Annotated in this window: 11 protein-coding genes and 1 pseudogene; 6 read left to right on the top strand and 6 right to left on the bottom strand. The window is 55.2% G+C overall.

The genetic code is table 11. The annotated features are described in order from the left end of the window. The 4 genes and pseudogenes from B4F73_RS13200 to B4F73_RS13185 form a co-directional block, all read right to left on the bottom strand. A pseudogene (locus tag B4F73_RS13200) lies at window positions 1–317 on the bottom strand (hypothetical protein); the annotation flags it as partial. Between the two features lie 90 nt (window positions 318–407). Continuing rightward, on the bottom strand, window positions 408–1,205 hold the full coding sequence (rlmJ, locus tag B4F73_RS13195) for a 23S rRNA (adenine(2030)-N(6))-methyltransferase RlmJ (protein ID WP_290481795.1): 798 nt from the start codon (window positions 1,203–1,205) through the stop codon (window positions 408–410). Window positions 1,206–1,262: 57 nt separating this feature from the next. Beyond that, on the bottom strand, window positions 1,263–3,002 hold the full coding sequence (locus tag B4F73_RS13190; protein ID WP_290483490.1) for a M28 family metallopeptidase: 1,740 nt from the start codon (window positions 3,000–3,002) through the stop codon (window positions 1,263–1,265). 97 nt (window positions 3,003–3,099) lie between these two features. Beyond that, window positions 3,100–3,963, bottom strand: a complete 864-nt coding sequence (locus B4F73_RS13185; RefSeq protein WP_290483492.1) for a pirin family protein — start codon at window positions 3,961–3,963, stop codon at window positions 3,100–3,102. A gap of 81 nt (window positions 3,964–4,044) precedes the next feature. On the opposite strand from B4F73_RS13185, the gene B4F73_RS13180 reads away from it, so the two are divergent. The 4 genes from B4F73_RS13180 to clpX all read left to right on the top strand — a co-directional run bounded on the left by B4F73_RS13180 (window position 4,045) and on the right by clpX (window position 7,740). Continuing rightward, window positions 4,045–4,638 carry a uracil-DNA glycosylase family protein gene (locus B4F73_RS13180; RefSeq protein ID WP_349679572.1) on the top strand — a complete coding sequence of 198 codons (594 nt, stop codon included), beginning with the start codon at window positions 4,045–4,047 and terminating at the stop codon, window positions 4,636–4,638. Continuing rightward, window positions 4,557–5,615, top strand: coding sequence for an alpha/beta fold hydrolase (locus tag B4F73_RS13175; protein WP_290478806.1), 1,059 nt, complete (start codon window positions 4,557–4,559; stop codon window positions 5,613–5,615). Before B4F73_RS13180 ends, B4F73_RS13175 begins: the two co-directional genes overlap by 82 nt. Before the next feature lie 112 nt (window positions 5,616–5,727). Beyond that, on the top strand, window positions 5,728–6,351 hold the full coding sequence (locus B4F73_RS13170; protein ID WP_206990472.1) for an ATP-dependent Clp protease proteolytic subunit: 624 nt from the start codon (window positions 5,728–5,730) through the stop codon (window positions 6,349–6,351). A gap of 126 nt (window positions 6,352–6,477) precedes the next feature. Continuing rightward, window positions 6,478–7,740, top strand: a complete 1,263-nt coding sequence (clpX, locus tag B4F73_RS13165; protein ID WP_034812364.1) for an ATP-dependent Clp protease ATP-binding subunit ClpX — start codon at window positions 6,478–6,480, stop codon at window positions 7,738–7,740. 246 nt (window positions 7,741–7,986) lie between these two features. On the opposite strand, the gene glnA is transcribed toward clpX, so the two are convergent. Together glnA and B4F73_RS13155 are read right to left on the bottom strand one after the other, a co-directional pair. Beyond that, the gene (gene glnA, locus B4F73_RS13160; RefSeq protein ID WP_034812366.1) at window positions 7,987–9,390 is read right to left on the bottom strand and encodes a type I glutamate--ammonia ligase; all 1,404 of its coding nucleotides are present in this window, start codon (window positions 9,388–9,390) and stop codon (window positions 7,987–7,989) included. A gap of 58 nt (window positions 9,391–9,448) precedes the next feature. Next, entirely contained in the window at window positions 9,449–9,787 is a 339-nt protein-coding gene (locus B4F73_RS13155) for a P-II family nitrogen regulator (RefSeq protein ID WP_027837435.1), read from the bottom strand. Between the two features lie 370 nt (window positions 9,788–10,157). Here B4F73_RS13155 and B4F73_RS13150 point away from each other — a divergent pair, with 370 nt between their 5' ends. Continuing rightward, window positions 10,158–10,697 (top strand): histidine phosphatase family protein, encoded by a 540-nt coding sequence (locus B4F73_RS13150; protein WP_290483488.1) that lies wholly within the window; start codon window positions 10,158–10,160, stop codon window positions 10,695–10,697. Window positions 10,698–10,706: 9 nt separating this feature from the next. Beyond that, the coding region (locus tag B4F73_RS13145) for an NAD(P)H-hydrate epimerase (RefSeq protein WP_290483487.1) at window positions 10,707–10,900 on the top strand (194 nt) is incomplete at its 3' end.

The raw sequence follows: 10,900 nt of genomic DNA, 5'->3' as shown, positions 1-10,900 counted from the left end.
CACGCTTCAACGAAATGCGACATTGGCTTTACGGTCAGATAGCCTTTCCGGTCAGCAATGCTTGCGGGCGCAGACATGATCCCGACATCGATAGACGTCTGGGTGAAGGAATAGGATGCACCCGTTTCCCCGGTCGCAGTTTTCACGACCGGATCAAAATCAACGATTGAATCATAGACAATATCAACCCCGGCTTCGACACATAAGCGGTTCAGATCGACCTCCACTTCGTTTCGGTCAAAATGTCCCGCAACAAAGCCAGGCACCATGCCACTATAGACGGCGTAGGCCCGTGGGTTCACCAGCTTGAATTTCATGTGCGGGCAGGGGTGTTTCTTGAGCCAGCGAAGCGCTGTGATGTGTGCGTGTCCGCCGCCTATCAGAAGCACATCGCATCGCATGACCGGTCAGGCTCCCAACGGCTTGTCAGACCACCATGACTGGAGCGCAGTTGCGATAGCGGCACATTCAGCATCCGCCGTCGTCGGTCCATTGAAAACAACCATGGCGGAGCCTTCGAGGGCCGTTTCCTGCAATGCATCGACCGGCCAGCGCGCCCCGTAAACCTTGCAGTCGCCGAGCGTCGTCAGATACTCGCCAAACTCGCTCTCACGACCATCACGAAACAATGGTAGCCATAGCATCAGCACCGCCTTTGGCCATCGCTTCAGGGCTTTGGGAGTCCACAGCGCCAACGCATCAATATCGCGACTTGTTTCGTAACTCGGATCGACCAGACAGACCATGGTTTCACCGCTTCTGGGAGACAGTTTCAGCGCGCTGGCGTATCCATCCGCTTTTTTGATCTGAATACGGTCGTCATCGCCGATGGCATGATTCAAGGCTTCGTATTCAGCTGGATGCTTTTCGAATAACACGTAGCGAGTATCCGTAGGCAGTAGGGTCTGCGCATGAGCGGGAGAGCCGGGGTAGCTATTGATGCCAGCCGTCTCAACGAACTCGACCCATGATCGAAGCGGTTTAGGAGTCTGCCCCTCCAATATGGAGAGAATGCCGTCCCCGGCCTCATCTCCTTTTCGCGCCTGCGGGCCTTCAAGATCGTATCGTCCTCGACCTGAATGTGTTTCCACATAGAGAATGCGATCATTACGCTGTGTCAGGTGACGGCACACCGAATGCAAGACCGCGTGCTTGACTACGTCCGCGCGGTTTCCCGCGTGAAATCCGTGTTGATACGAAAGCATGCGTCAGGTCATTCCATTCAGGAAAAAGTCCCCGCCGAACAGGGCGGGGACGATCGTTTAGTCTTGTTCCAGGCTCTTCTTGCGAACAGATTCGAACTCGTTGCCCGCATACCATGTGGGCCATTCATCAGATTGGGCAATCTGTAGCCCAACCTGGTAAAGCGCCTGGATGTCTTCGGTGAAGCCGGACAGATCCCAATCATCGGAATACTCATCCATTGGCTTGTGATAGCGCTCAGCCGTGTAGACCGCCGCGGCTGCCTTGCCTGCAGCCACACCACCATCGACCTTGTCCTGACCGCCATCGGCGTACAACATGGGCACGCCCTTCTTGGCCAGGGAGATATGGTCCGAGCGATAGAAATAGCCGGCTTCGGGTTTGGCATCCGGCTTGATCACGCGGCCTTGCTCGTCGAGCACATCTTTCAACATGTCCTCGAGCTCGGACGCGCCGTATCCGACAACTACCATGTCCTTGGTCCGGCCGATCGGCAGCGCACCATCCATGTTGATACCCGCAACGACTTGGCGATGGGGCACCAACGGATTTTCGGCATAATAGGCAGAACCAAGCAAACCGGATTCTTCGAGCGTCACAGACAGGAAAAGGGCCGACCGCTCGAGTTCTTCGCTTGCCATGGCTTCTGCAATCTCGAGAAGCGCGGCAGAACCGGTCGCATTGTCGACGGCGCCGTTGAATATCTGGTCCTGATAGAAATCCTCGCCCGGCGCGCCGGTCTTTTCTTCAGACTTCTTTCCGAGGTGGTCCCAGTGTGCTGTGTACAGCATGTATTCATCCGGCACGGTTGCCCCTGGGAGTTTTCCGACAACGTTCCGGCTTTCAAGCTGTTCGATCGCTTGCGAAATCTTCCCGCTCGCCTTTATTCCGTCCAGCGCGACAGGTTCGAAGTCTTTTGATTTTGCCTGTTGTTTCAGCGTTTCCAGATCGAGGCCTGCACTGGCAAACAGGGACTCGGCTGTGTCTCGTGTAATCCAGCCTTCGAGCATTGTACGCTCAGCGCCGCCATCGGCACGAACGAGATCTGACTGCGCGCCGCTCCACGAGTTGGAAACAACATCCCAGCCGTATGAGGCTGGTTCGGTCTCGTGAATGACAATAGCGGCAGTTGCGCCCTGTCGTGCCGCTTCTTCAAACTTGTATGTCCAGCGCCCGTAATAGGTCATGGACTTGCCCTTGAAGAGGTCTGGGTCACCGGTTGCAAATCCGGGATCGTTGACAAGCATAACGACCGTTTTACCGGTGAAATCCTGATCCGCGTAGTCGTTCCAGTCATATTCCGGAGCGACAGATCCGTAGCCTACGAAAACAACGTCGGTGGGATCAAAGCTCAGCTCATTGGCATTTTGGCGCTTCGTCCAGAAAACAACGTCTTCCTTTGGCGTCATCGGCAGCTCCGTACCATCGGGTGTGGTAAGCTTGAAGTATGAGGCGTCCGTGTCGACCGTTTGGTTCACCATTTTGACAGTCTGGAAAAAGCTTCCATCGTCTCCCGCAGGCGTCAGACCGACGCGCTGCATCTCAGCCGCAATCCAGTCGGCCGACGCTTCGCCAGCCTCGGTCCCCGGACCGCGGCCTTCGAATGTGTCGTCGGCAAGGGTCTTGATGCGAACCGCGAGGTCATCCGCTGTAATATCCGCACTGGTCTGATCTGGCAGCGGCATCAACAATTCAGATGATGCTTCAGGCTCCGTTGTGATCGGTGTGTCAGTCGCGGTTTCTTGTGCGCCGCAGGCCGCGAGCGTTAGCACGGACGCCGAAATGAGTAGTCGCTTCATTTTTGTATTTCCCCGTCAAAGACTCTTGTTGGTCATGATCTGGCACGAGCGATATCAATCGGCAAGGAAGGGGTTCACCAGAAATCTGGCCCCAAAATCACGAGGGAAGGGGAATCCACTCATCCTCATCTCCCGGAACCGCAGGAAATCTTGCCGTGCCCCCAGCTTGTATTGCAGCTGTCCAGTCCGCTCTGGCCGCGGCTATCTTTTCGGCGTCGCTCGAGACGAAATTCCAGTTTATCTTTCGCGGAGATTCCATTGGTGCGCCGCCGCAGATAACTGCTTTTGTGCCAGGAGCCATAACAACCGGCACATCCACATTCGGTTCAAGCACAGCCATACGGCCAACGCCTATCATCGTATCACCGACTTTGGCTTCGCCCGTCACCACATAGAGGGCGCGCTCCAGAGCGAGATCGCCAGGCAGGACTATTTCGGATTCGAACGTCGCTTCGAGAGCGACGTAAATGATCGGCCATGGAAACGAAACGGGTGATGTTTTGTCCCACGCAGTCCCGGCAAGTACTTTGACAGTCACATTGTCCACCAGGAACTCCGGTAGAGTATCGGCACTATGGTGGACAAAGGTGGGCGCGCCGTCCTCCTCATCCCTGGGCAGGGCAACCCAGGTCTGAAGGCCGTGCAAGTTTTGCCCGTTCTCGCGCTGAGTATCTGGAGTGCGCTCCGAATGAACAATGCCTCGCCCCGCCGTCATCCAGTTGACGGCTCCGGGCTCGATCACCAGATCGGTTCCGAGTGAATCCCGATGCCGGATTGCACCATCAAACAGGAACGTGACGGTCGCCAGACCGATATGAGGGTGGGGGCGAACGTCAAATGTCGAGCCCGGCGGATATTCAGTCGGACCGAAGTGATCGAAGAACACGAAAGGCCCCACAGATTTGTGGGCGTGAAATGGAAGAATTCTTCGGACCAGAAAACCGGCTCCGAGATCATGCATACGGGGGTCAATAATGCGGGATATGCGCATCGGCTCGGGCCTTCTGCAATCAGGACACAGTTAGAAACTGTATGAAACGCCATGTCTCTCCATTTGAAAACACAACTCGAAAAAATTCGGGCATGCCGACTGTGCGAAGGCCAGATGGATCGCCCCCCAAACCCAATCCTTCAAGCGCATTCCGGTGCGCGTATTCTGATTGCGAGCCAGGCACCGGGCAACAAGGCTGATCGCTCTGGCGTGCCCTTCAATGATCCGTCGGGATCGCGGCTTCGTGACTGGATGCAGATATCTGAGCAAGATTTTTATGATCCCAGAAGGGTCGCCATCCTGCCAATGGGCTTCTGCTTTCCCGGATATGACCGAAATGGCGGCGACCGCCCGCCCATGCGGATCTGCGCCCAGACCTGGCGAACGCAAACACTGGACCTGTTGACGAATACTAAAGTGACTTTGCTCATCGGTGCCCATGCGCAGGCTTGGCACTTGGGTGTTCGACGCAAGTCGAGCTTGACGGTAACCGTTCGATGTTGGAAGGAGTACACAAGTGAGCGTATATTCACACTACCGCATCCGAGTTGGAGAAACACGTCTTGGCTAAAACGCAATCCCTGGTTCGAACAAGAGGTCTTACCCTCCTTGCGCGCCGAAGTGCGTGGGGCTTTGGCGCCCTGATCCTTTTTTACGCGACCTTCCTGCTCTCGGGGTGCGTTCATCCCGTCACGGCTGGCTCACTCGCCAATGTTACCAACTCCGTTCCACAATTTCTGCCTGAGCGTGATGTTTTCATTTCTCATGACGGCGCAGAACTTGGTCTGACGGTCTGGGCCGCGCAGACTGACCACGAGCCAGAGCATGTGGTTGTCGGCGTGCATGGCATGAACGATTTCGCCAATGCCTTCCATATGGCGGCACCTTACTGGGCTGAGCATGGCGTAGTGACATATGCTTATGACCAAAGGGGTTTTGGACGCTCGCCGGGCAGGGGGCTATGGCCGGATGAAGAATTGATGCGGGAAGATCTCCGCACGGCTGTTGCGGTCGCACGTCGTGCGCATCCCGATGCAACCATCACGGTTGTCGGCATATCCATGGGCGCCGCCGTCGCCATTTCGGCTTTCGGCTCAGACACACCCCCTGACGCAGACCGATTGATCGCATCGGGTCCAGGCTTGCGCGGTTGGGGCGCGATGAACCCACTCTACCGAGCCAGCCTGTGGATGTCGGCTCACACCAATCCCGGCTGGATCGTTCGACCACCAGCCCGCTTTGTACGTATCGAGCCCAGCGATAATATCGATATGCTCCGGGAGACTTGGGCCAACCCCCTGATGTTGCGGGAAAACCGAATTGATCAGGTTTATGGAGTCGTCTCACTGATGGAGACAGCTCATGACAGAATCGCTGACCTTCCAGTCGATTTGCCCGTGTTGATTTCCTATGGTGCGAACGATTATGTCATCCCCCCACATGGCGTTGAGCGATCAGCGAATTTCCTGCCCGCGCATGTTCGGACGGTCTATTATGAAAAGGGGTATCATATGCTGTTGCGTGATCTGCAGGCTGAAACCGTGCACGCCGATTATCTCGCTTTCATGCAACATCCGGACGCCGATCTACCAAGTCGTTCATCAGAGTGGCCGTTCCGCTAACTGTTTCCACAGCGGAATACCTCTTGCAGTGATGCACGCGTAGACAAATATACGTCTCTCTGCCACTTCTGTGCAGTAAAGATTCCTTTGAGAAACCATCAAGGCCCAATTCATGACGACTTCTTTCCAGACAGCGCTCAACCTTGTTCCCATGGTTGTGGAGCAGACGAGCCGCGGCGAGCGGGCTTTCGACATCTTCTCGCGCCTGCTGAAAGAGCGGATCATCTTCGTTACGGGCGGCATCGATGACAGCATGGCTGCCCTGATCACCTCGCAATTGCTCTTCCTTGAGTCGGAAAATCCGAAAAAAGATATCGCAATGTATATCAACAGCCCCGGCGGATATGTTTCCTCTGGTCTCGCGATCTACGACACGATGCAGTATATTCGATGCCCCATTTCCACGGTGTGTATTGGTCAGGCCGCCTCCATGGGGTCGCTTCTGCTTGCTGCTGGCGAAAAGGGTATGCGTATCGCGCTGCCGAATGCGCGCGTGATGCTTCACCAGCCTTCGGGTGGATACCAGGGTGTCGCAACCGATATTGAGCGCCATGCAGAGGAAATCATCGAATTGAAACGCCGTCTCAACAATATCTATGTCCGCCACACGGGCCAGGAATATGATGTGATTGAGCGGAAGCTGGATCGGGATACGTTTCTGACCGCAGAAGAGGCCAAGGAATTTGGCATTGTGGACAAGGTCTTCGAGCGCCGGACGGCCGAGGATGATAAATAGGGGACCTCTCTCACGTCATTGCGGCCTGCCTCTTGCAGGGCAGGCTGATAACCCTATTGTTTCAATAGTACACAACGCGCGACGTCTTAAAGACGAAATTAAGCCTTACCCGGCATTGAGGATGGCATGACTAAACAAAATGGCTCAGGCGATTCCAAGAACACACTCTATTGTTCGTTTTGTGGAAAAAGCCAGCATGAAGTGAAGAAGCTGATTGCCGGCCCGACCGTGTTCATCTGTGATGAATGCGTTGAACTCTGCATGGACATCATTCGCGAAGAGAACAAGACCTCAATGGTCCGGTCTCGCGAAGGCGTCCCGACACCGCAGGAAATCTGCGATGTGCTGGATGACTATGTCATCGGCCAGGTGCATGCGAAGCGGATTCTTTCGGTTGCCGTGCACAATCACTACAAACGCCTCTCGCATGCTGGAAAAACAGACGGCGTCGAGCTGTCCAAATCCAATATCCTGCTGGTCGGCCCGACCGGCTGCGGCAAGACACTGTTGGCTCAGACATTGGCGCGCATCCTGGATGTGCCGTTTACGATGGCTGACGCAACAACGCTGACGGAAGCTGGTTATGTTGGTGAGGACGTTGAGAACATTGTCCTGAAGCTGCTGCAGTCGGCTGATTACAATGTCGAACGTGCCCAGCGCGGCATTGTCTATATTGATGAAATCGACAAGATTTCCCGCAAGTCTGACAATCCATCGATCACGCGCGACGTGTCCGGTGAGGGAGTTCAGCAGGCACTCCTCAAGATCATGGAAGGTACGGTTGCGGCTGTACCACCTCAGGGCGGTCGCAAGCATCCACAGCAGGAATTCCTGCAAGTGGACACGACCAATATCCTGTTCATCTGCGGCGGTGCCTTTGCCGGACTCGACAAGATCATTGCGTCACGCGGAGATGGGGCCTCCATCGGTTTCGGCGCCTCATTGAAGGAATCGGAAGAGCGGGGGGTTGGCGAAATCCTTCGTAACACTGAGCCCGAAGATCTGCAGCGCTTCGGCTTGATCCCGGAATTCATCGGGCGTTTGCCAGTCATCGCGACACTGGAAGACCTGGACGAGTCTGCGCTGATCAAGATCCTCACAGAGCCCAAGAATGCCTTGCTGAAACAATATCAGAAGCTGTTCGACATGGAGAGCGTTGAGCTCAACTTCACGCCAGAGGCTCTGACAGCCGTTGCTCGTCGCGCTATCGCCCGGAAGACGGGTGCACGCGGACTGCGTTCGATCATGGAAGGTATCCTGCTCGACACGATGTTCGAGCTGCCAAACCTGCGCGGTGTGGAAGAGGTCGTGATCAATGGCGAAGTGGTCGAGGGCAATGCCGAGCCACTCTACGTCCACGCCAAGAAGAGTCAGCCGGAAGCTGGCTGATTCAAATACAGATCCAATATTCAAGCGCTCCGTCCAAATGGTCGGGGCGTTTTTGGTTTCAGGCCGGAATATTGGCACAACAGAAAAAGCAGTTAGAGGCCCAGTCCTCGACGCTCGGGAGCCGCTCGAGGCTTTTCTGCCGAGTGTAGTTCGGTTTTCTGTGAGGTTTTAAAGCTGGATAAAGAAGAGGCCGGTACCTTGCGATACCGGCCTCTACAAGGGTTAGAGGAGAGAGAGAACAGGCCCCTAGACCTTGTAGTACATGTCGAATTCCACCGGATGTGGGTGGAGTTCATAGCGCATGTTCTCTTCCATCTTCAGCTCAATATAAGCATCGATCTGGTCGTCATCGAACACGCCGCCCTTAGTAAGGAATGTACGGTCTGCGTCGAGCGCTGCAAGCGCTTCTCGCAGTGAGCCGCACACTTGCGGGATCGATTTCGCCTCTTCAGGCGGCAGATCGTAAAGGTCTTTATCCATGGCGTCGCCCGGATGGATCTTGTTTTCGATACCATCAAGACCAGCCATGAGCAGGGCGGCGAAGGCCAGGTACGGGTTTGCCGTAGGGTCCGGGAAGCGTGTTTCGATACGCTTTGCTTTCGGATTGGAACCGAACGGAATACGGATTGAGGCAGACCGGTTGCGCGCAGAATAGGCGAGCATCACGGGTGCTTCGTAACCGGGGACGAGGCGCTTGTAGCTGTTCGTCGAAGGGTTGGTGAGGGCATTCAGAGCGCGCGCATGCTTGATGATGCCGCCGATGTAATACAGGCACTGCTCAGACAGGCCAGCATACTGGTCACCGGCAAAGAGCGGCTTGCCACCGGACCAGATAGACTGGTGAACGTGCATACCGGACCCGTTGTCGGCAAACATCGGCTTCGGCATGAAGGTTGCCGTCTTGCCGTAAGACGCTGCCACATTGTGGATTACGTATTTATAAAGCTGAAGACGATCTGCCATCGTGGTGAGCGTCGAGAATTTCAGCCCCAGTTCGTGCTGTGCTGGCGCCACTTCGTGGTGATGCTTCTCAGGATCAAGGCCGATGTCGGCCATCACGGAAAGCATTTCAGAGCGCATGTCCTGTTCGGAGTCGACCGGCGGAACAGGGAAATAGCCGCCTTTAGGTCCTGGGCGATGGCCCATATTGCCCATCGGGTACTCTTTGTCGGTGTTCACCGGCAGTTCGGTCGAGTCGAAGCTGTATCCGGTCTTGTGGGGCTCAGTGGACCAGCGAACATCATCGAACACAAAGAACTCAGCTTCGGGGCCAAAGAATACCGTGTCGCCCACGCCGCTCGACTTCACATATGCTTCGGCCTTCTTGGCCGTTGTGCGTGGGTCGCGATTGTAGGCCTGCCCCGTGATCGGGTCGAGGATATCACACATTACAGCCAGCGTGGTCTGCTGGAAGAATGGGTCAATCATGGCCGTGCTGGTGTCAGGCATCAGCACCATATCGGACTCGTTGATGGCTTTCCAGCCAGCGACGGATGAGCCGTCGAACATCTGACCTTCGGTGAAGAAATCATCTTCGACCATGTTCTTGTGAAAAGAAACATGCTGCATCTTCCCGCGAGGGTCGGTGAAGCGAAGGTCGACGTATTGGACGTCCTCATCCTTCATAAGTTTCAACAGGTTATCGGCCATTGGAATTTGCCCTCCAGTAAACAGCTTCTGTAGTTTTTGGTATTAGACGACCTAGCCCTTAAAGGGCTGCGTCGCCTGTTTCGCCCGTGCGGATTCTTACCGCATCAGTGATGTCAGAAATGAAGATTTTGCCGTCACCGATCTTGTCAGTATGAGCAGCTTTCTTGATCGCGTCGACTGCGCCTTCTACCGCACTGTCGGCAAGCACAATTTCAATCTTAAGCTTGGGCAGGAAGTCGACCACGTACTCCGCACCGCGGTAGAGTTCCGTGTGTCCGCGCTGGCGCCCGAAGCCTTTGGCTTCAACAACGGTCATTCCTTGCAGACCAATCTCTTGCAGCGCCTCCTTAACATCATCCAGTTTGAAAGGTTTGATGATCGCCTCAATTTTCTTCATGGCCCGTATCTCCCAGCCGTTTGGTTCGTGTAGTCAACGGGTATGCGCCTTCTGCGATGGAAGCGAGACCCAGTATGAGAGTTAGCATCAGGTTGATAGGGCGTGATCGAATTTTGGACTTTGCTGCCCTTATTTTGTGCGAAACACCTTCTGACCTCTAATGCATATTGCAGATCCGGCAAAGGAATTGCCTGTTCGTACGTCGCTGCAGTTCAAGGCGCGACCTTAGAGTATCGTTGGGTGAATGATTGAATCTGTTGGATATTTGCGCGAAGCAGGTTTGAAACCATCTCGCACCGGTTCCCTTCCTCAAGGGTGATCGGACTTACAATTATTGAAAGTCGGAACAGCCGCTGGCTTTGGAGGATTCATGCTCTATCTCGTCCGTCATGGGGAAGCTGCCGCGAGTTGGGGCAACCATCCCAACCCGGGTTTGAGCGATCTTGGGCACCGTCAGGCCGAATCTGCTGCAACAGAACTTCACGCTCTGGGCGTGAGCCACATTGTCAGCAGCCCGATGCAGAGATGCCGCGAGACGGCGCGCCCGCTGGAGGCACGTCTTGGTCTAACCGCAAGTATCATTGAGGAAGTGTCGGAAATTTCGACCCCGAAAGACATACACGATCGCGTTGAATGGCTGCGCGTTTTCATGGGCGGCACATGGGAAAATGAAGCCAGCACACATCGTGCCTGGCGAGATGCCATGATCGCTCGCCTGGAAGGCCTTCCCGACAATACAGTCGTCTTCACACATTTCGTGGCAATCAATGCAGTCGTCAGCAAGCTTCAGCAACGTGCCGAGACGCTTGTTTTCCGCCCAACCTATTGCTCAGTTACCACTCTGGAACGCAGCGCCGAAGGTCTGAAAATTCAGCAGCTGGGCAGCGAATCCGATACGCGCGTGCTATGAGCCTGCACTATGGGCAGACCTATTCTTACTCCGCAGGAAATGCGGGCCGCAGAAGAAGCACTTTTTTCCAGCGGCACTGACAGCTTCGACCTCATGCAACGCGCTGGAAACGCCGTAGCCGAGTTCGTCCATGCACAATGGCCGGAAGGCCGCATCCAGGTTCTGTGTGGCCCAGGTGGCAATGGCGGAGATGGGTTCATCGC

This window comes from Hyphomonas sp. UBA3601 (assembly GCF_002375605.1).
Classification (GTDB): domain Bacteria; phylum Pseudomonadota; class Alphaproteobacteria; order Caulobacterales; family Hyphomonadaceae; genus Hyphomonas.
The sequence above is the reverse complement of the archived record's forward strand: the minus strand, read 5'-3'. Positions and strand labels throughout refer to the sequence as shown.

Coding starts and splice junctions, on each gene's coding strand:
- B4F73_RS13170 (WP_206990472.1), top strand. CDS start 5,728: ATGACGACTTCTTTCCAGACAGCGCTCAACCTTGTTCCCATGGTTGTG.
- rlmJ (WP_290481795.1), bottom strand. CDS start 1,205: ATGCTTTCGTATCAACACGGATTTCACGCGGGAAACCGCGCGGACGTA.
- clpX (WP_034812364.1), top strand. CDS start 6,478: ATGACTAAACAAAATGGCTCAGGCGATTCCAAGAACACACTCTATTGT.
- B4F73_RS13180 (WP_349679572.1), top strand. CDS start 4,045: ATGTCTCTCCATTTGAAAACACAACTCGAAAAAATTCGGGCATGCCGA.
- B4F73_RS13150 (WP_290483488.1), top strand. CDS start 10,158: ATGCTCTATCTCGTCCGTCATGGGGAAGCTGCCGCGAGTTGGGGCAAC.
- B4F73_RS13155 (WP_027837435.1), bottom strand. CDS start 9,787: ATGAAGAAAATTGAGGCGATCATCAAACCTTTCAAACTGGATGATGTT.
- B4F73_RS13190 (WP_290483490.1), bottom strand. CDS start 3,002: ATGAAGCGACTACTCATTTCGGCGTCCGTGCTAACGCTCGCGGCCTGC.
- glnA (WP_034812366.1), bottom strand. CDS start 9,390: ATGGCCGATAACCTGTTGAAACTTATGAAGGATGAGGACGTCCAATAC.
- B4F73_RS13185 (WP_290483492.1), bottom strand. CDS start 3,963: ATGCATGATCTCGGAGCCGGTTTTCTGGTCCGAAGAATTCTTCCATTT.